The organism is Agromyces sp. Root1464, from assembly GCF_001427265.1.
Classification (GTDB): Bacteria; Actinomycetota; Actinomycetes; order Actinomycetales; family Microbacteriaceae; genus Agromyces; species Agromyces fucosus.
The window spans coordinates 1,077,946-1,096,234 of the sequence record NZ_LMFU01000002.1; the positions used below are offsets into that span (position 1 = coordinate 1,077,946).

Annotated in this window: 14 protein-coding genes; 7 read left to right on the forward strand and 7 right to left on the reverse strand. The window is 70.7% G+C overall.

The genetic code is table 11. From position 1 onward, the window contains the following. Positions 1-3: 3 nt before the first annotated feature. Both ASD23_RS10660 and ASD23_RS10665 read left to right on the forward strand, forming a co-directional pair. Complete coding sequence (locus ASD23_RS10660) at positions 4-2,148, forward strand: alpha-galactosidase (protein WP_056010161.1); 2,145 nt, start codon at positions 4-6, stop codon at positions 2,146-2,148. Beyond that, complete coding sequence (locus ASD23_RS10665) at positions 2,145-3,641, forward strand: hypothetical protein (protein ID WP_056010163.1); 1,497 nt, start codon at positions 2,145-2,147, stop codon at positions 3,639-3,641. The genes ASD23_RS10660 and ASD23_RS10665 overlap by 4 nt, the downstream gene beginning before the upstream one ends. Here the strand turns inward: ASD23_RS10665 and ASD23_RS10670 are convergent. Beyond that, positions 3,589-4,647 carry a LacI family DNA-binding transcriptional regulator gene (locus ASD23_RS10670; protein ID WP_082571365.1) on the reverse strand — a complete coding sequence of 353 codons (1,059 nt, stop codon included), beginning with the start codon at positions 4,645-4,647 and terminating at the stop codon, positions 3,589-3,591. The two genes, ASD23_RS10665 and ASD23_RS10670, sit on opposite strands and share 53 nt — an antisense overlap. Positions 4,648-4,841: 194 nt before the next feature. On the opposite strand from ASD23_RS10670, the gene ASD23_RS10675 reads away from it, so the two are divergent. Further along, positions 4,842-6,047, forward strand: a complete 1,206-nt coding sequence (locus ASD23_RS10675; RefSeq protein ID WP_056010165.1) for a metallophosphoesterase family protein — start codon at positions 4,842-4,844, stop codon at positions 6,045-6,047. Between the two features lie 48 nt (positions 6,048-6,095). On the opposite strand, the gene ASD23_RS10680 is transcribed toward ASD23_RS10675, so the two are convergent. Both ASD23_RS10680 and ASD23_RS10685 read right to left on the reverse strand, forming a co-directional pair. Further along, positions 6,096-6,914 (reverse strand): alpha/beta fold hydrolase, encoded by an 819-nt coding sequence (locus ASD23_RS10680; RefSeq protein WP_056010167.1) that lies wholly within the window; start codon positions 6,912-6,914, stop codon positions 6,096-6,098. Beyond that, entirely contained in the window at positions 6,911-7,513 is a 603-nt protein-coding gene (locus ASD23_RS10685; protein WP_056010169.1) for an isochorismatase family protein, read from the reverse strand. Before ASD23_RS10685 ends, ASD23_RS10680 begins: the two co-directional genes overlap by 4 nt. Before the next feature lie 261 nt (positions 7,514-7,774). On the opposite strand from ASD23_RS10685, the gene ASD23_RS10690 reads away from it, so the two are divergent. Together ASD23_RS10690 and ASD23_RS10695 are read left to right on the forward strand one after the other, a co-directional pair. Continuing rightward, on the forward strand, positions 7,775-9,208 hold the full coding sequence (locus ASD23_RS10690; RefSeq protein WP_056010171.1) for an aldehyde dehydrogenase family protein: 1,434 nt from the start codon (positions 7,775-7,777) through the stop codon (positions 9,206-9,208). Positions 9,209-9,351: 143 nt separating this feature from the next. Continuing rightward, positions 9,352-9,939 (forward strand): TetR/AcrR family transcriptional regulator, encoded by a 588-nt coding sequence (locus ASD23_RS10695; protein ID WP_056010173.1) that lies wholly within the window; start codon positions 9,352-9,354, stop codon positions 9,937-9,939. A 67-nt stretch (positions 9,940-10,006) separates the two neighbouring features. Here ASD23_RS10695 and ASD23_RS10700 read toward each other — a convergent pair whose 3' ends face one another. Continuing rightward, positions 10,007-12,127, reverse strand: coding sequence for a primary-amine oxidase (locus ASD23_RS10700; protein ID WP_082571367.1), 2,121 nt, complete (start codon positions 12,125-12,127; stop codon positions 10,007-10,009). Between the two features lie 73 nt (positions 12,128-12,200). Between ASD23_RS10700 and ASD23_RS10705 the strand changes: the two genes are divergently transcribed. After that, positions 12,201-12,737 carry a hypothetical protein gene (locus tag ASD23_RS10705; protein WP_056010175.1) on the forward strand — a complete coding sequence of 179 codons (537 nt, stop codon included), beginning with the start codon at positions 12,201-12,203 and terminating at the stop codon, positions 12,735-12,737. Between the two features lie 32 nt (positions 12,738-12,769). On the opposite strand, the gene ASD23_RS10710 is transcribed toward ASD23_RS10705, so the two are convergent. Then, positions 12,770-14,305 (reverse strand): APC family permease, encoded by a 1,536-nt coding sequence (locus ASD23_RS10710; RefSeq protein WP_056010177.1) that lies wholly within the window; start codon positions 14,303-14,305, stop codon positions 12,770-12,772. Between the two features lie 212 nt (positions 14,306-14,517). Here ASD23_RS10710 and ASD23_RS10715 point away from each other — a divergent pair, with 212 nt between their 5' ends. Then, complete coding sequence (locus ASD23_RS10715) at positions 14,518-15,483, forward strand: helix-turn-helix domain-containing protein (protein WP_235507710.1); 966 nt, start codon at positions 14,518-14,520, stop codon at positions 15,481-15,483. A gap of 63 nt (positions 15,484-15,546) precedes the next feature. Here ASD23_RS10715 and ASD23_RS10720 read toward each other — a convergent pair whose 3' ends face one another. Both ASD23_RS10720 and ASD23_RS10725 read right to left on the reverse strand, forming a co-directional pair. Beyond that, complete coding sequence (locus tag ASD23_RS10720; RefSeq protein WP_235507711.1) at positions 15,547-17,154, reverse strand: D-alanyl-D-alanine carboxypeptidase/D-alanyl-D-alanine-endopeptidase; 1,608 nt, start codon at positions 17,152-17,154, stop codon at positions 15,547-15,549. Positions 17,155-17,226: 72 nt separating this feature from the next. Continuing rightward, complete coding sequence (locus ASD23_RS10725) at positions 17,227-18,210, reverse strand: Gfo/Idh/MocA family protein (protein ID WP_056010181.1); 984 nt, start codon at positions 18,208-18,210, stop codon at positions 17,227-17,229. Positions 18,211-18,289 lie beyond the last annotated feature (79 nt).

Here is an 18,289-nt window from a genome sequence, read left to right on the forward strand (position 1 = left end):
GACATGACTGAAGCGGTGTTCCACCTGCGCGCGGGGGGCGTGAGCGTCGTGGTCGCGACCTCCGACACCGCCTTGCCGGTGATCTGCCACTGGGGACGCGACCTCGGGCCGCTCGATGCCGGCGCACTCGCCCGTGTCACGGAGCACGCGCCGGGCACGCGTGTGACGAGCGAACCGGATCGGCCGCTCGCCGTCGGAGTGCTGCCCGAGCCCAAGCAGGCTTGGATGGGCCCGCCCGGTCTCACCGGGGATCGCGACGGGGCCGCCGGGTTCCCCGACTTCGACGCCGTCGCCAACGAGTACGAGCGCGTCGACTCGGCCACGGTCGCGCAGCGCCTCATCGCCACCGCCACGGATGCCGCGAACGGGCTCGCGATGCGCCTCGAGTTCGAGCTCCTCCGCTCCGGCCTGCTGCGGACGCGCGCGGTCGTCCGCAACGACGGTGCTGGACGGTATCGGGTCGACGGGCTCGACCTCGCGCTGCCCGTGCCCGGCCGCGCCGTCGAGCTGCTCGACTTCTCGGGACGACACGGCGGCGAACGCCGCCCGCAGCGCTCGACGATCGTCGACGGCACCCACCTGCGCGAGCAACGACGCGGACGCCCCGGCCCGGACTCGGCCACGCTGCTCGTCGCCGGCACCGCCGACTTCGGCTTCGCCCGTGGCGAGGTCTGGGCGGTGCACCTCGGCTGGTCTGGGAATGCGCGTCTCTGGGCGCACCGCACGAACGGCGGCAGGACCGCCCTCGGCGGAGGCGAACTGCTGCTCCCGGGCGAGGTCGTGCTCGGCCCGGGCGAGGAGTACGAGACGCCGTGGCTGTACGCGGCCCACGGCGAGGGACTCGACGATGCATCCGCCCGCATCCACGAGGCGCTGCGCGCTCGACCCGTGCATCCCGCCGTCGGCCGCCCGGTGACGCTGAACACCTGGGAGGCGGTCTACTTCGACCACACGCTCGCACCGCTCCACGAGCTCGCAGCCCTCGCTGCAGACGTCGGCGTCGAGCGCTTCGTGCTCGACGACGGCTGGTTCCTCGGCCGCCGCCACGACCGCGCCGGACTCGGCGACTGGACCGTCGACCCCGCGGTGTGGCCGAACGGGCTGACGCCACTCGTCGAACGCGTGCGAGAGCTCGGCATGCAGTTCGGCATCTGGTTCGAGCCCGAGATGATCAACCCCGACTCTGAGCTCGCGCGCGCGCACCCCGACTGGATCCTCGCGCCGCTGCACCGCGATGCCCCGCTGGCCCGGCAGCAGCTCGTGCTCAACGTCGGCGATCCCGACGCACGCGCCCACCTGCGCGACCGGATCGTCGACGTCGTCACCGCCCATCGCATCGACTACATCAAGTGGGACCACAATCGCGACCTCGTCGAGCCCGTCGACCGCACCTCCGGACGGGCCGGGGTGCACCGTCAGACGAGGGCCGTCTACGAACTCATGGACGAGATCCGCGCGGCGTGCCCGTGGCTCGAGATCGAGTCGTGCTCGGCCGGCGGCGGCCGCATCGACCTCGGCATCGTCGAGCGCACCGATCGGTTCTGGACGAGCGACTCGAACGACCCCCTGGAGCGCCAGCGCATCCAGCGCTGGACCAGCCTCCTGATGCCCCCCGAGCTGCTCGGCGCGCACGTCGGCGCCGCCACCGCCCACGTCACCGGCCGCTCGAGTTCGATCGACTTCCGTGCCATCACCGCGATGGTCGGCAGCTTCGGCATCGAGTGGGACATCCGGGAGGCGACCGCTGATGAGCGGGCGTCGCTCGCCGGATGGATCGCCGAGTTCGTGCGGTTGCGCCCGCTCATCGAACGCGGCAGGATCCATCGCCTCGAGACCGAGCCGTCGATCATCGCCCAGACCCTCGTCTCGGCCGACCGCGCGCACGCGATCGCCACCATCGCGACGGTCGACTCCCCCGCCCACCTGCCCGGACCTGCGCTGCGGCTCACCGGGCTCGACCCCGAAGCCGCCTACCGCGTGACGCGAATTCGACCGGAGGCATCCGCCGACCCGACGACGACCCGACGCCAGCCGGACTGGTGGACGGAACCGGGCATCTGGCCGGGCATCGTGCTCGCCGAGGTCGGTCTGCCGATGCCGATCCTCCGCCCGCAGGAAGCCGGACTGATCGAGCTGGTCGCGCAATGACCGGCATCCGCATCGAGACCGACGATGCGACGCTCGCCGAGATGTTCGACTGGGCTGCTCGGGCGGCCCGCCGGTTCGTGGTGGCCGACGGCCGGCGCGGACCGCTCGACGTCTCCGAGGCGGACCCCGGCCCTCGCCGCACCGCCGAGTACCGCGCGAGCTATCACGCCGGTTACCTGTTCCGGAGCGGCTACTACCTGCGGGACTTCGCGCACCAGGCGGTCGGCGCGCAGTTGCTCGGGCTGGCCTCGCACAATGCGGCCATGCTCCACAGCTTCGTGCGCTCGGCCACGGCGGAGCATCGCGGGTGGCCGGTGTGGGCGCTGAACTTCGACCGGGCGACCCCGCTCGCCATCGACTACCGAGGCCCCGACGACTTCGTGCGCGAACTGCCCGCCGTCTTCGAGCTCGTGGAGCTGATCCACGTGCTCTTCCGATGGACCGGCGACCGTTCGCTGCTCGAGCATCGCGGGTACTGGCGCGGCATCCTCACGGAGTTCGTGGCGGCGCACGACCGCATCCTCCCCGACGGAATCGCCGAGGCGGAAGGACCGGGCATCTTCGACGGCGCCGCGAGCTACAACGAACGGCCGGCCGGTCCGCTGCTCGAGGCGGGCGACGCCTTCGCGGCACAGTATGCGGCGAACCGCCACGCCGCACGCCTCGAGTCCGCGCTGGGGGACGACGAGGCATCCGCTCGGTTCGCGTCTGCGGCCGACCGACTGGCCGCGCTGTTCGCCTCCGATTGGGGCGCGTCCGACGGACCGACGGGCAAGGGCGAACTCGTGTCGGCGCGCGACGCCGACGGGCTCCCGCTGCGGGAGTGGATGAAGGAGGCGACGTGGTTCCCACCGATGAAGGGCCTCGTCGACGCCGACCACCCGGACCGGAGCGCCGTGCTCGACCGCATCGATCGTGCGAGTCGAGCACTCGAGACCAGACCGCGCAACGTCGAGGCGCTCAGCTACCTGCCGGACGTGTTCCTCCGCCACGGCCGCCCCGACACCGCCTTCGACTGGATGCGCACCGTGTACGACGCCCGCGACGCACCGCACGAGGTCACCGCGCAGGGCCCGAACGGCGACTACCCCGAGGTGTCCTTCACGCTCGTCGCACAGGTCGTCGCCGGCTTCCTCGGTCTCGAGCCCGACGCGCCCACTCGCACGGTGACCACTCGGCCCGCACTCCCCCATGGCATCCACCGGCTCGCCGCGCACGACATCCCCTTCGGTGGCGGCGTCATCAGCGTCGGCATCCACCTCGGCCACGAGCTGTGGCTCGAGAACGGCACCTCGCGCGACCTCGCCTGGGTGCCGATCGCGGTTCGCGACGACCGCTTCCGAGATCCGCACCTCGGCGAGGCGTCGTTCGGCGATGCCCACCGGGTCGCGCCGGGCGAGCGGCGCACGATCCGTCTCGGCCCCGACGGCGGGCGGGGACTCAGACCGGCACGGGCCCGGTCGACTGCCGCAGCCTCAGCTCAGGATCGATGAGCGCCTCGGTCGCCTGCACCGCACGATTCTGGATCATGGTGACGAGCGTTCGCGCGCAACTCTCGGCCAGGCTCTCGACCGGCTGGCGCACCGTCGTGAGCGGCGGATCGGTGAAGTCCAGCAGGTAGGAGTCGTTGTAGCCGATCACCGAGAGGTCCTTCGGCACCTCGAGTCCGCGCCGGGTGGCCGCCTTGATGGCGCCGAGCGCCATGTCGTCGCTCGACGCCACGATCGCCGTGACACCGAGCGGGAGGAGCTCATCGGCGGCGTGGCGCCCGCCGTCGACGCTGAAGTGGTGTCGCACCACCAGGTCTTCGGCGTCGCTCAGTCCCCGTGCATCCATGGCCTCGAGGAACCCCTCGACGCGACGGTCGGCGGGCGTGTTGCCGACCGGCCCTGCGCACATGCCGATGCGACGATGGCCGAGGTCGTACAGGTGCGACACCGCGATCTCGGCAGCCTGCCAGTCGTCGGTGGAGACGACCGGGGTGCGCGAGTTCGCGAACGCACCGTTCACGCTCATGTACGGGATGCCGCGCGCCTCGAGCATCTCGCGAGCGACGGGGTCGGCGTTGCGCAGGGTGTTGCTCGATGAGAGGAAGACCGCGGCCGCGATGCCCGCGTCGAGCATGACCTCGATGTAGTCGCGCTCGACGACGGAACCCGGCACCACCGGGCAGACGACGGCGCGCAGCCCGTGCGGGCTCAACTCGCTCTCGACGGCGGTGCACATCGCGGCGAAGATCGCGTCCTTGAGCGCCGGAACGAGCAGCAGCACGATCTCGCCCTTGACCGGGCGTTCGTAGCCGATCTCGGCGAGCGCGCGCTCCACCTGCTCGCGGGTGCTCGCCGAGACGCCGTACTTGCGGTTGAGGACCCGGCTCACGGTGGCCTCGCTGACACCGGCCAACGCGGCGACCTCGGCGAGGCGAACCGTTCCAGCGGGCGACCGCGTGCGCCGGACGACGCCGGCCTTCGGCGCATGATCGGCGGTCGTGTCTCCCATTGCACCATTCTTGCCGATCCGGCGAGCCTCGGTGCGTTCCGCGGCGCCGCGATCCGCGTCGACCCCGATCCGCTCGTCGCGGCCGCACGTCGCTCCTCTCCGTTCACCTGCAGGTCGCCCCCGGGTCATCCGCTCTCCCTAACGTCGACCGCGGCGCCGTCCCGCGCCGCCACCGACGAACAGGAGAACGATCGATGCCAGGCATGCCGCCCGTCAGCCGCCGGACCATCCTCACCGCGGGAGGCCTCGGCGTGCTCGGCGCCGCCGCACTCCCGACGGCCGCGAACGCCGAAGCCGGCGACGCCGACCGCGGCGCGACCGGCAGCCCGCGCGCCAAGGCGCCGAAGCTGCGCTTCCGTGACGACGGCACGTTCAAGGTCGTGCAGTTCAACGACACGCAGGACGACGAGCTGACCGACCGCCGCACCGTGGAGCTGATCGAGAAGACGCTCGATGCCGAGGCACCCGACTTCGTGCTCATCAACGGCGACGTCATCACCGGCGGCTGCGAGACGCGACTGGCCGTCAAGCAGGCGATCAACAATGTCGTCTGGCCGATGGAGAGCCGCGGCATCCCGTGGGCCGTCACCTACGGCAACCACGACGAGGACTCGCTGCCGCAGTCGGGGGTCGACGAGGCGATGATGCTCGACTTCTACCGCAGCTACGACTTCAACATGAACGCCGAGAACATCGCGGGCGTCACGGGCACCGGCAACACGATCGTCCCGATCCGCACGGCGGGTCGCGGCAACGACACGGCCTTCAGCCTCTGGCTCCTCGACTCGGGCCGATACGCCCCGGGAGCCATCGATGGGCAGGACTTCGCCGGCTACCCCACGTGGGACTGGCTGCGCATGGACCAGGTCTCCTGGTACCGCGAGGAGTCGCAGCGCCTCGAGAAGAAGTTCAAGCGCAAGGTGCCCGGCCTGATGTTCATCCACATCGCGCTCTGGGAGCACCGGTTCATGTGGTGGGGCGGTGTCGACACCCGCACCGAAGCGGATGCCGCGCGCGGACGCACCCGTCACGCCATCGTCGGCGAGCGCAACGAGGACGAGTGCCCCGGACCGTTCAACTCCGGCATGTACAACGCGATCCTCGAGCGTGGCGACGTCAAGGGCGTCTTCGTCGGCCACGACCACGTCAACGACTACGTGGGCAACTACTACGGCGTGCTGCTCGGCTACGCGCCGGGCACCGGTTTCGGCGCCTACGGGCTGGCGGGGGCGGAGCGCAACCGCATGCGCGGCGGCCGGGTGTTCGAGCTCACGCAGGCGGGCGAGGAGGTCGACATCGCGACGCGGGTCGTCTACGCGCGCGACTACGGCATCGACCTGACGGCGAACGACCAGCCCATGGAGCCGACGCCGCTCGCGCCGAAGCAGGCGGCGATCTGACCGCTGCCGCGTCTCCGCGGGTCGGGTGCCTCGGCACCCGGCCCGCGGTCAGTCCTCGGCGAGGAAGTCGATCGCCGAGGACTTGAACGCCCGTGACGTGAGCGTCGAAACGTGGTCGCGGCCGGGAACGGAGACGAAGTCGGCGCCCCACTCACGGGCGAGCTCCTGCGCACGGGCGGGAACGGGGTCGTTCTCGCCCGCAACGAAGAGCACGGGGATGTCACCGGGAATCGAGAGGGGCGCGCCCGACACGCCTTCGATCACGGCCAGCAGCGCCTCGCGGTCGGCGCCCGCCGCGATCGCGGGGCGCAGCACCTGGCCGATGACCGGGTCGCGCGGCGTCTCGTCGCGGAGCAGCACGGCGCGGGCGTCGTCGATCGCCCAGGTGGCGAACAGCTCGTTCGGTCCGGCTCCGCCGACGACGACCCGGCGTACCCGCTCGGGAGCACTCGTCGCGAGCGCCGAGACGACGCGGTTGCCCATCGAGTAGCCGACGACGTCGACCACCTCGGCGCCGGCGGAGTCGAGCACCGCGACGAGGTCGGCGCCGAGCATCTCGGGGGCGTACGACGCGGCGTCGACCGGCTTGTCGCTCGAGCCGTGGCCGCGCAGGTCGAGCGTGATCGTCGAACGGCCGGCGTCCTCGAGGGCGCGCACCCAGCCGGTGCCCTCCCACGTGATCGCGGCGTCGGAGGCGAAGCCGTGCACGAGGAGCACGGGCGGCAGCGCGGCATCCGTTCCACTGGCACGGTCAGCCGGCTCGACCGGATCGACCGGTTCGATCGCGTGCACGCGGTACCCGATCAGCACCCCGTCGGGGGCTTCCGCGTAGAGGGTCGGAGTCGTCGTCGCGCCCGCCTGCCTCACGAGGCGGCCTCGTCGAGCACCGTCGACTCGGCGATCACGACACCGGCGTGGCCCAGCTCGGCGAGTGCTGCCGTCGACGAGTCCGCTGCGACGCCCGCGACGAGGTCGGTGAAGACTCGCACGCGCTGGCCGTGCTCGACCGCGTCGAGAGCGCTCGCCCGTACGCAGTAGTCGGTGGCGAGGCCGACGACGTCGATGTCGGTGATGCCCCGGGCGGCCAGCACCTCGGTCACGCTGTCGCCCGCGTCATCCGTGCCCTCGAAGATCGAGTAGGCGGGCACGCCCTGCCCCTTGCGGATGTGCACGTCGACGGCGGAGGTGTCGAGGTCGGGGTGGTACTCGGCGCCCTCGGTGCCCTCGACGCAGTGCGCCGGCCAGGTCTCGACGAAGTCGGGCTCCGCATCGACGGCGAAGTGCCCGCCGTTGTCGTTCTCGCCCGAATGCCAGTCACGGGATGCCGCGACGAGCGCGTACTCGCCGCGGTGCTGCTGCAGCAGGCGCGTGATGCCGGCGGCGACCGCTGCTCCGCCGTCGACGCCGAGCGCACCGCCCTCGGTGAAGTCGTTCTGCACGTCGATGATGAACAGGGCCCGGGTCATGGCTCGCTCCTTCGCTCGTCATACACGGCACGGCTCGGCCGATGCATCCATTCTTCCAGCGATCAGGGACCGTGCGCAGGGTTCAGGGCACGGTTCAGCGCACCGCGAACCGCGGGATCAGGTCGACCCGTCGCAAGCCGCGCGACGCAGCGCACCCGTCATCCTCGTTCTGCGCGCACGGTCAAGCACGCCGCACGCATCGACAAGGCTCGGCGTGCCGGCCCTGCCTACCGTGGAAACCCGACTCATTGTGGAGGAACCATGGACAGCCCGACCCCCGTGCTCGAAGGCACGCATGACGACCTGCTCGCCGAGATCCAGTCGCACGACGGAGAGCGACGCGACATCATCGACCCGGCGACCGGCGAGATCGTCGGCCGGGCCCCCGTGCACTCGGTCGAGGACCTCGAACGCGCGATCGCCCGGGCGGCGGCGGCCCAGCCGTCGTGGGCCGCGCTCGGCCACGAGCGGCGCAGCGAACTGCTCATGTCGGCCGCCGACGCGATCGACGCCGAGGCCGAGGCGCTCGCGCGCATCCTCTCGCGAGAGCAGGGCAAGCCGCTGAACGGCCCCAACGCCCGGTTCGAGGTCGGCGGGGCGTCGGGCTGGCTGCGCGCCGCCGCCGCCACCCCGCTCGAGACCGAGGTGGTCTTCGACGACGGCCAGACGCACGCCGAGTTGCAGTACCGTCCCATCGGGGTGGTGGCCGCCATCGGCCCGTGGAACTGGCCGCAGATGATCACCGTGTGGCAGCTCGGGCCGGCACTGCGCATGGGCAACACGGTCGTCGTGAAGCCCTCGGAGTACACGCCCCTCAGCGTGCTCGCGCTCGTCGCGGTGATCAACCGAGTGCTGCCGGAGGGCGTCGTCGAGATCGTCTCGGGCGGCCGTGAGATCGGCGCAGCGCTCTCATCGCACCCGGCAATCGGCAAGGTCATGTTCACGGGTTCGACGGCGACCGGCAAGGCGATCATCCGCAGCTCCGCCGACACCGTCAAGCGCCTCACGCTCGAGCTCGGCGGCAACGACGCCGGCATCGTGCTGCCCGACGTCGACCCGAAGGCGATCGCCGAGGGGCTGTTCTGGGGCGCCTTCATCAACACCGGACAGACCTGCGCCGCGCTGAAGCGCCTCTACGTGCACGACCGCGTCTACGACGCCGTGTGCGAGGCCCTCGTCGAGGTCGCGCGCGCAATGCCGATGGGCGTCGGGCTCGACGAGGCGAACGTGCTCGGCCCGCTGCAGAACCGCCAGCAGTTCGACGTCGTCGACCGGCTCGTGGAGTCGGCGAAGGCCTCGGGGGCGCGCGTGCTGCTCGGCGGAGAGCCCGACCGCGACCAGCCGGGCCACTTCTACCCGACGACGCTCGTCGCCGACATCGACGACGCGAACCCGCTCGTCCAGGAGGAGCAGTTCGGGCCGGCGCTGCCGATCATTCGCTATCACGACGTCGATGAAGCCATCGCCCTCGCCAACGGCGTCGAGGTCGGGCTGGGCGCCTCGGTCTGGGCGACCGATCGCGACGAGGCCCGGCGGGTCGCGGGGCGCATCGAGGCCGGCACCGTGTGGATCAACTCGCACGGCACGATCCACCCGATGGTGCCGTTCGGCGGCGCGAAGCAGTCGGGCTACGGGCTGGAGTTCGGCGTCGAGGGCCTCAAGTCGCTCGGCGTGCCGCAGGTCATCAACGGCTGAGCTGCGAGCACTGCGAACCGCGTGCGGATGGGCCGGGATCGTTTCGCTCCCGGCCCTTCCGCGTGCATCCCCGGCGGCCGACCCTGCACGCGTATCGTGGACGGCGACCTCGACGGCTCAGCCGCCGGTCACGGGAGGAGACCATGCCGAAGATCGTCGACCACGACGAACGCCGTCTCGAGATCGTGCGCGCGACCTGGCGACTCATCGCCGAGAAGGGCTTCCGCGCGACGACCATGCGCGAGATCGCGAGGTCGGCAGGGGTCGCGAACGGCGGACTGGTGCCCTACTTCCGCAACAAGGAAGAACTGATCGGCGCCACGTTCGAGCATGTCTACGCGGCGACCAACGCCAGGTTCGCGGCGGTTCGCGCCGACCTCGAGGGCATGGCCGCGCTGCGCGAGCTCATGCTGCAGATCTTCCCCCTCGATGAGGAGCGCATCCTCGAGGCCCGCATCGTGATCCCCTTCTGGGAGTACGCGGCCAACGAACCCGACCTGCTCGCCCTGCACGAGCGCACCATGGACGAGTGGCGGGTCGAGATCGCCGATCATCTCGAGCGCGCGAAGCAGCTCGGCGAGGCGCGCGACGACGTCGACGTCGCGGTGGCGACCGACCACCTCATGGCCTTCGTCGACGGCGTGCAGGTGATCGCCGTCGTCTCCCCCGCGAGCGCCGCATCCGCGCGTCTGACGCGACTCCTCGACGGCTACCTCGAACTGCTGCGCTGACGCGCTGCCGAGCGACGGCGACGGGGCCGGATGCCGCGGCTGCGACATCCGGCCTGTTCCACCCTGGTCAGTGCCCGTGACCGGCGCAGGTGCACGCCCCGGCGGCGCAGTGGCATCCGCTCGTCTCGCGGGTTTCGTGCGCCGCGTGCCCGCTCGCGTCGCGACCGGCCGAGGCGGCTTCGGCGCGCGCGGCGCCGGTGTGGCAGGCCATGCCGAGCGAGGCCGACGACGGCACGTTCAGCGTGGGGTTGCGACCGAAGAAGTTGTAGGGCTTCAACGTGAACTTGGCGGTGTCGACGGGCATGACGGGCCAGTCCTCGACGCGCGGGAAGTGCGTCGGACCGAACGTGTGCCAGAGCACGATGTCGTCGCCGTCGATCGAGCGGTCGGCGGCCGTGTAGCGCGGGAGGCCGTCGCCGCCCGGGCCCTGGTTCACGAGGTCGCCCGCCGGGTACCGCTCGGCCTGGTCGTACCTCGTGACCCAGAGGTGCTTCCGGGTGAAGCCGGCGCGCTGGGAGATGACCGATTCGGGGTCGGCGAGCAGCGTGGGCGATCCCTGGGCGATGAGCTCGTAGCCGACGGGACGCCCCAGGCGGTTCGTCTTCTCGGTGTTCACGACATGCCAGGTGCGTCCTGCCACGGGGTCGGCGTCGCGCGCGCCCTCGGCCTCGGTGCGCAGGCGCGTCGTCCGCTTGGTGAAGGCGTTGCCGTAGGTGTTGCCCTCGCCCATCGGCACGCTCACGGCGTCGACCTCGTCGACCGCGTTCGCGAGGCCGTCGACCATCATGTCGAGGCGCGCGCTGAAGAGGTGCTGGTGGTACGGCGCCCCGAGACCCGGGGCGACCTCGCTCGCGTGGTCGCCGGCCTCGGCGTCGAAAGCCGATGTGAAGAGCACTCCCGTGAGCTTGGCCTGGCACTCGATGGTGCCGTCGAGGTAGAGGTACCAGTAGAAGCCGTAGTCGTAGTTGCCCACGGTGGTGAAGAAGCTGATGACGAGCCGGCGCTGGCGGCGCACCTCGTTCGAGCCGGTGTAGATGTCGGTGTGCTTCCAGAGGGTGCCGTAGTCCTCCTCGTGCATGCAGATGGCGTTCGGGATGACGCGGGGGTGGCCGAACTCGTCGGCGATCGTCGCGTCGAAGTATCGGATCTCGCCCAGGCAGTCGCACCCGAGCTGGAGCGAGTTCGCGTAGCGGCCGAACACGTACTCGCCGGTGTCGAAGTAGTTCTGCCAGAAGCGCGCGGGCGAGGGGTCGCCGTAGGGCACGACCATCTCGGCGATCGAGGCGCGGTAGACGATGTCGCGCTCCTCGCCGCCCTGGTCGGCGTCGACGTAGCGGATGCGGCGCAGCACGAGCCCTTCCCGGGCATCGAAGGCGAGTGAGAAGCGCCAGTTCGCCCAGCTCACCCGATCGTCGTCAACCGAGTAGCTCGGCCCCTCGGGTTGGCTGATCTCGATCGGCTTCAGGGTGTCGAGCGGCGCGCCCTGCACCGCGGGGTCGTCGAAGTTCCCGCCCTCCGCCGGGATGTCGTACACGCGGTGGTCGATGAGCTCGAACATGCGTCCCTCGATCATGTCGACGTACGCGCAGAGGCCGTCGACAGGGTGGGCCCAGCAGTGGTCCTGCTCGTTCTCGCGCCTGAATGCGAGCACCCGGATGATGCGACGGCCCGCCTCGGCCTCGAAGCCGTAATTGCCGGCCGAGAGCGGCGCGAGGGCGACCTGCCCGTGCGTGATGCCGCGCTTGGCGAGGGCGTCGTGCCACTCCTGCTCCGCCCCGAGGAGGTCGTAGATCGCCTCGAACTCGACGTCGAGGATCGGCACGTGGCCGTTCGCACCGTCGATCGGCTCGTTCGTGAGCACTGCACGGTCGGTGATCGAGACGCGGAGGTCGGCCGACGCGCCCGTCGACCGGTCGAGGACCAGGGCGCGCACGATGCGCGGCAGGTCGGTGCCCGCGAGCACATCGGCCTTGGCCGGTTCGTCGAGTCCGACGTAGACGAAGCGGGTCGCCTCGCCGATGAGCGCGGCCTCGTGCAGGATGTCGCGCGCTGCGTCGATCTCGTCGGCGGAGAGTCCGCGCAGCGGGTCGTTCGCCGCGTGCGGCGCTCGGCCGTTCGGCGCCTGGGGCGCTGCCGCGCTGGCTTCGTCGCGCCGGCCGATCGAGTGGTGTGTGGACGTCGTCGTCATGCTGGACCTTTTTCTCTACGTTTGTCGAGTAATATAACCGCACGCGCCGGAACAGGGAAGATTCGGAAGACGAATGGTCGAGATCGCGCACGGCGTCATGCTCCTCGGGGCCCTGGCGGGAACGGCGGCCGCCCTGGCGCCCGGCCGGGTACGGGCTCTCGACGTCGTGGCCGCCCTCGTCATGACCGCCGCCATGTTCGACACGGCCGTCACGCACCTGGTGCCGGGGCTCGCCTGGTCGGCGCTCCTCGTCGCAACGGGTCTCGCCATCGGCATCCGGGCCCGACGCGGCACCCGTCGGACCGACCCGGCGGCACGATGCGGCCGCCCCCTCGCCGACCTGCACCACGCCCTCGCCCTGATCGCGACCGGATGGCTACTCGCCGGCGTCGGGGCGGCCGAGGCCTCGCCCGCCGTCCACCACGGCGGCACCGTGCTGCCGCTCCAGTGGCCGGCCCTGATCGCCGTGATCGCGCTCGGCGCGTGCGTGGCTGCCAGGGCCGTGCGGACGGGACGGGCGGCGCTGCGACACGGCGCGATGGCGGCGGGCATGACCGTCATGCTCGCCGCCATGTCAGCCCCAGCCGCCGTCGCGGCTCTCGGCTCATAGCCGCGTCGGCCACCGGCCGCCCTGCGCACGGCTCAGATCCCGCGGTGCCCCTCGCCGTCGATCAGGTCGACCTCGGCCTCCTCGATGCCGTGACCGATGCGCGCATACAGCTCGGGATTCCGACTCCGGATGGCGAAGCCCCAGATGACGCCGAGCACGCCCGGCACGATGAGCAGCGCGGGCAGCACGAACGTCACCGGGGTCGTCTCGGCCTGGCCGAGCAGCACGTTGAAGTTCGCGACGATGAGCACGAAGACGGTGAAGAGGACGACCGCCGAGATGAGCGGTGCGATGAACGTCGACCAGCGGCCGAGTCCGCGCCGGTCGCGCCGGAAGAACCCGATCACCGAGATGGCGATGATGCACATGAGCAGTACGAGGCCCATCGCACCCGTGTTCGTCAACCATGTGAACATCGTGAGCACCGGATAGAGGAACTCGGTGGGCGCGAAATCGTTCTTCAGCCCCATGACCTCACCCGCGAAGACGAAGCCGAGCGTGACCACGAGCGCGATGATCGTCTGCGCGAGCGAACCGGCCCACGGCGCACGGGAGACGGCGCGCACCGAGCCGAGTCGGGGATGCAGAACCCCCTCGCGCCCGAGCGAGTACAGGTAGCGGGCGACCGCGTTGTGAAACGACTGCAGGGCCGCGAACAGGCTCGTGAGGAACAGCACCTGCATGAGGTCGCTGATGATGACCGGGGCATGCTCGCTCATGAAGACGAACATGAGGTCGGGGCCGTACGTCGCCGAGGCCTCGGCGATCTGCGACGGACCGATCCCCACGGTGAAGGCCCAGGCGCTGAACGCGTAGAAGACGCCGATGATCGCGACCGCCGCGTAGGTGGCGCGGGCGACCGTGCGCTTGGGGTCCTTCGACTCCTCGCCGTAGATCGCGGCCGACTCGAAGCCCATGAAGGCGGCGATGCCGAACGAGAGCACGGCGCCGACCCCCGGCACGAACAGGTTCGAGAGTTCGAGGCCCGCCGTGCTCACTCCCTCGGGCGCGACCGAGAACGAGACGATGTCGAAGACCAGAACGGCGACGAACTCGAGCGCCACGAGGATGCCGAGCACTTTCGCCGAGAGGTCGACCCGGTTCACCCCGAGCACGGCGACGACGCCGATGCAGACGAGGATCCAGAGCCACCACGGGGTCGTGATGCCGAGCTTCGCCTCGAGGAACATCGACATCTGGAACCCGAAGAGCCCGTAGATGCCGACCTGCATCGCGTTGTACGCGACGAGCGCCACGAGCGACGCGCCGACCCCGAACGGCCGGCCGATTCCCTGCGCGATGTAGGCGTAGAAGGCGCCCGCATTGGTCACGTACCGGCTCATCGCCGCATAGCCGACGGCGAACACGGCGAGCGCTGCGGCGAGCACGATGAAGCCGATCGGCACGCCGATCACTCCCGTGACCGCGAACGTGGTCGTGACCCCGCCGGCGACGACGGTGAGGGGGGCCGACGCGGCGATGATCATGAGGGTGACGGATGGCACGCCCAGGCGGCGGCGACCGAGGCCGCTGCTCTGCTTCGGTGGTGTGGACGTCGTGGAGGTCATGGCAGGGGGTTCCTTATCCGACGGGGAGCGAGCCACGGCGGCGTCGCCCGGTTCCGCCTCATGATTCCCCTCTGGGCGTCTCCCGCCTTGTCGCAGAGCGAAGGGTGGTTGACCCCCAACGCAGGCTCGACCTGTCGGTTTTGCCTCAACAGGCGTAGAGTCTCCCCACTCGGACGTTGACGTCCCTTCCCCCAGAGATGAGGTGCATGCACGTGCCCGACGAATCCGTGCGCTTCGCCCCACTCGATCGGGTGGCCCTGCCGCTCGGCTTCGGCGAGTTCAGCGCACTCGTCTCGCAGTCGTTCGTGCCGCTGCAGGTGCGCTCGGACCGGCAGGACTCGTTCCGCGGCGACATCCGCGCCTCGACCAACGACGACGTGCACGTCTCGGTCGTCACCGCCGACGGCCACGAGATCCACCGCACGCCCGAGCTCGTCGCCCGATCGAGCCACCGCTGCTTCAAGGTGGGCCTGCAACTGGCCGGTACGGGCCTGCTCATCCAGGACGACCGCGAGGCGGTCCTCCGCCCCGGCGACCTCACCGTCTACGACACCGACTCGCCGTACACGCTCGTATTCGAGGAGAAGTTCAGCACCCTCGTACTCATGGTGCCGCATCGCATGCTCGAACTGCCGACCGACGCCGTGCGCGGCATGACCGCCGCCACCATCGACGGCGGCACCGGTCTCGCGCGGGTCGTTGCCCGTTTCCTCGGTGAACTGGCGGGCGACCTGCAGCAGCTCGACGGCCCGATCGGCGGGCGGCTGGCACGCAACGCCGTCGACCTCGTGACCACCCTCTACGCGCGCGAACTCGACGTGGCGCGCGATGCCGATCGACCGCACCTCGCCATGCTCCGACGCGTGCAGAGCTACATCGACGACCATCTGAGCGATCCCGATCTCACGCCCGGCAGCATCGCCGCGGCCGTCTACATCTCGACCAGGCACCTGCACGCGCTCTTCCACGAGGAGGGGCTCACCGTCTCGACGTTCACCAGGGCGCGCCGACTCGACCGCTGTCGCCGAGAACTCGGCGATCCGCTGACGGCGCATCGTCCCATCGGCCAGGTGGCCACGAGGTGGGGCTTCGCGGATGCCGCGCACTTCAGCCGCGCATTCCGCGCCGAGTTCGGCGAGCCGCCGAGTTCGTTCCGCGCGCGCACGCACGCAGCCTGAGCATCCCGACGACGGCCGACGTGACGACATCGGGTGGTACTCGTCGCTCGCCGAACCGCGGGATCACTGGTTCGAGAGGTTGTCGCCGCAGAGGTAGAAGCCCGTCGTCAGCGTGTCGATCGCCTGCTTCGCCTCGTCGGTGACATCGCCGAGGGCGTAGATCGCGAACGTCAGGGTGGCGCCGTCCTGTGCCCGCACGACGCCCGAGAGTGTGTAGCCGGTGTCGATCCAGCCCGTCTTCGCCGAGACCGCGCCGTCGGCCACCGAGTTGTCGCCCGAGAATCGGTCGTCGTACCCGAGCGACCCCCGTTGGCCCGACACGGGCAACCCGTCCATGAGCACCCCGAGGTTGCCCTCGCGCGCGTTGATCTTCACGAAGAGCCGGGTCAGGTACGCGGGCGGCACGGCGTTGTTGTCGGACAGGCCGGAGCCGTCGACGATCGTGATGCCCGTGGTGTCGACGCCGTAGGCGGCGAGGCCCTGCAGCACGCCGGCGTTGATCGCACCGAATGAGTTGCCGGCGCCCGTCTCGATCGCGACGAGGCGCGCCAGCATCTCGGCGACCGTGTTGTCGGAGACGACGAGCGCCTTGTCGACGAGTTGCGCGACCGTCGGCGACTGCACCTGCCCGAGCTGCTGGGCGCCCGCCGGAGCGGTGCCACGCTCGATCACGCTGATGCCGCCGAGCTCGCTCGCGAACGCGTCGCCAGCGCGGGCAACCGGGTCGCCGCTGCGCCACGAGGTGTTCGAGCCGGGGTTGTCGCGATCGCCGTCGACCATGAGCGCGGCGATGTTCGACATGTAGCCGTCTTCGCGCTCCTTGAGGTTCCAGCTCGGCTCCCACTCGTCGCCGCTGAAGTAGCTCGCGTCGAGGATGAGCTTCGTCAGCGGCGGGTTCGACGGATCTGCGGACCATGCAGCCTCGACCTGGGCGGCGAGGTCATCGAGGTGCGCGGCGCCGGGGTACACGGTCTCCGTGCCGCCAGGGGTGCGGGAGAGGGTCGCGTCGCCGCCGCCGACCAGCACGACCGAGCCCGGCTCGGCGCCCTTCACGACGGTCGTCGCGGTGCGGTAGTCGGGGCCGAGCACCGAGAGCGCCGCGGCGGAGGTCAGCACCTTCATGACGCTCGCGGTGCGCGAGGCCGTCGTGCCGCCACGGTCGTAGAGCACCTCGCCGGTCGCGGCGTTCATCACCTGCGCTTGGAAGTTCGCGAGGCGCCCGTCGGCCGCGCGATCGGCGACCGAGCAGGTGCGGAGACGGGCAGCTGCCGCGACCGCTGCGGGCACCGGTCGTGCCGCATCGACGGTCGGCGTGGGCGTCGGCGTCGTGACGGCCGCAACGGATGCCGCAGCCCCTCCGCTGCTCGCGACGCCGGCCGCCATCGCGCCCGCACCGATCAGGCCGAAGGCGACCACGCCGCCCACGATCATGAGCGGCAGCCGGTGCTTGCGAGCGAACGCGGCGATCGCGGCGAGCACGCCCGACCCGGCCTGTTCGGCCGGTTCGGCCGGTTCGGCAGCCTCCGACGCTTCGGGCTCGCTGGTCGTGAGCACGACGGTCTCGGAGTCCGACGAGTCGGGCGTGGGGTCCGCGATCGAGGGGTCGCCGGCCGCGACCGAGGGCTCGCCCTCGTCGGGGGTCTCCCCCGCGCCATCCGTCTCGTCGATCACCCGGGAATCCTACGGAGTCATCCTCAAGAGAACCTGTAATGCACCCGATCGCCTACAGGTCGGCGCCGCCGGTCATTCGCCCGGGTAGGCGAGGCCGATCTGTCGACGGATCTCGTCGAGCGTCGCCATGATCGCGACGGTTTCGTCGATCGGAAGCAGGTCGCCGGTGAGGGTGCCCGCCGCGACGAGGCGCTCGACGGCTTCGGCCTGGAAGTGCATGCCTCGACCCGTGACCTCGGAGCGGTACTCCTCGAGCACGGTTCCGTCGGCGGCGACGACCCGGAAGGTCGTCGGCGTGTACCAGACGTGATCGATCTCGATGCGAGCCTCGGTGCCGAGCACGACGGCGGTGTTCGCGCCCTGCGCATCGCTCGCCGAGTGCGTGACCGCCATGCGACCGCCCTCGTATCCGAAGACGACGGCGATCTGCGCATCGGCGCCCGTGGGCCGGAACGTCGCCGAGGCGTGGATGGTGTCCGGCGCACCGAAGAGGTCCCACGCGAACGAGACCGGGTAGATGCCGAGGTCGAGGAGAGCACCGCCACCGAGCTCGAGCGCGTTGATGCGGTGCGCCGGGTCATCGGAGAGCAGCTGCGTGTGGTCCGCGATGAGCGTCCGGAGGTCGCCCAATACGCCCTCGGCGATGATCTCGCGGATGCGGGCCATGTGCGGCAGGTACCTGGTCCACATCGCCTCGAGCACGAGCAGGCCCTTGGAGGCGGCGAGCTCCGCCAAGGCACGCGCCTCGGCTGCGTTGACCGTGAACGCCTTCTCGACGAGCACGTGCTTGCCCGCCTCGAGCGCGAGCGTGGCGCCCGCCGCATGCATCGGGTGCGGCGTCGAGACGTAGATCACGTCGACCTCGGGGTCGGCGGCGAGTGCCTCGTAGCTGCCGTGCGCGTTCGGGATGCCGAACTCGGCGGCGAACGCGTCAGCACTCTCCTGCGAGCGCGACCCGACCGCCTGCACGGTGAATCCGTTGAGCTTCAGGTCGTTGGCGAAGGCGTGCGCGATGCCGCCGGTCGCGAGGATGCCCCACCGCAGTCGTTCCGTCATGACGACAGCCTATTGCGCCGGCGCGTTCCCCCTGTTCGGGGATCATGTGGAATCCTCACGATCAGGTCTAACGTTCAGT

Excerpts from the sequence above, each read along its gene's own strand:
- ASD23_RS10725 (WP_056010181.1), bottom strand. The coding sequence starts at position 18,210 with ATGACGGAACGACTGCGGTGGGGCATCCTCGCGACCGGCGGCATCGCG.
- ASD23_RS10670 (WP_082571365.1), bottom strand. The coding sequence starts at position 4,647 with ATGGGAGACACGACCGCCGATCATGCGCCGAAGGCCGGCGTCGTCCGG.
- ASD23_RS10690 (WP_056010171.1), top strand. The coding sequence starts at position 7,775 with ATGGACAGCCCGACCCCCGTGCTCGAAGGCACGCATGACGACCTGCTC.
- ASD23_RS10675 (WP_056010165.1), top strand. The coding sequence starts at position 4,842 with ATGCCAGGCATGCCGCCCGTCAGCCGCCGGACCATCCTCACCGCGGGA.
- ASD23_RS10685 (WP_056010169.1), bottom strand. The coding sequence starts at position 7,513 with ATGACCCGGGCCCTGTTCATCATCGACGTGCAGAACGACTTCACCGAG.
- ASD23_RS10665 (WP_056010163.1), top strand. The coding sequence starts at position 2,145 with ATGACCGGCATCCGCATCGAGACCGACGATGCGACGCTCGCCGAGATG.
- ASD23_RS10695 (WP_056010173.1), top strand. The coding sequence starts at position 9,352 with ATGCCGAAGATCGTCGACCACGACGAACGCCGTCTCGAGATCGTGCGC.
- ASD23_RS10660 (WP_056010161.1), top strand. The coding sequence starts at position 4 with ATGACTGAAGCGGTGTTCCACCTGCGCGCGGGGGGCGTGAGCGTCGTG.
- ASD23_RS10710 (WP_056010177.1), bottom strand. The coding sequence starts at position 14,305 with ATGACCTCCACGACGTCCACACCACCGAAGCAGAGCAGCGGCCTCGGT.
- ASD23_RS10705 (WP_056010175.1), top strand. The coding sequence starts at position 12,201 with ATGGTCGAGATCGCGCACGGCGTCATGCTCCTCGGGGCCCTGGCGGGA.
- ASD23_RS10700 (WP_082571367.1), bottom strand. The coding sequence starts at position 12,127 with ATGACGACGACGTCCACACACCACTCGATCGGCCGGCGCGACGAAGCC.